This is a genomic window from Escherichia sp. AM3 (assembly GCF_032029835.1).
Classification (GTDB): domain Bacteria; phylum Pseudomonadota; class Gammaproteobacteria; order Enterobacterales; family Enterobacteriaceae; genus Escherichia; species Escherichia coli.
The window spans coordinates 1-242 of sequence record NZ_JAVUPQ010001258.1 but is presented as its reverse complement, the minus strand read 5'-3'; the positions used below and the strand labels follow the sequence as shown (position 1 = coordinate 242).

The 242-nt window shown below is 58.3% G+C and carries 1 pseudogene; it reads left to right on the top strand.

Annotated features, from left to right (window positions below):
- A pseudogene (gene wecC / locus RTW80_RS30560) lies at window positions 1–242 on the top strand (UDP-N-acetyl-D-mannosamine dehydrogenase); the annotation flags it as partial.

Here is a 242-nt window from a genome sequence, read left to right as displayed (position 1 = left end):
GAACCCGGAACAGGCACGCCTGATTCGCACCGCGCGCGAAGTAAACGACCACAAACCGCACTGGGTTATCAACCAGGTCAAAGCCACGGTCGCGGATTGCCTGGCCGACAGCGGCAAACGCGCCAGTGAGCTGAAAATTGCCTGCTTTGGTCTGGCATTCAAACCGAATATTGACGATCCGCGCGAAAGCCCGGCGATGGAATTTGCCGAAATGATCGCTGCCTGGCACAGCGGTGAAACGC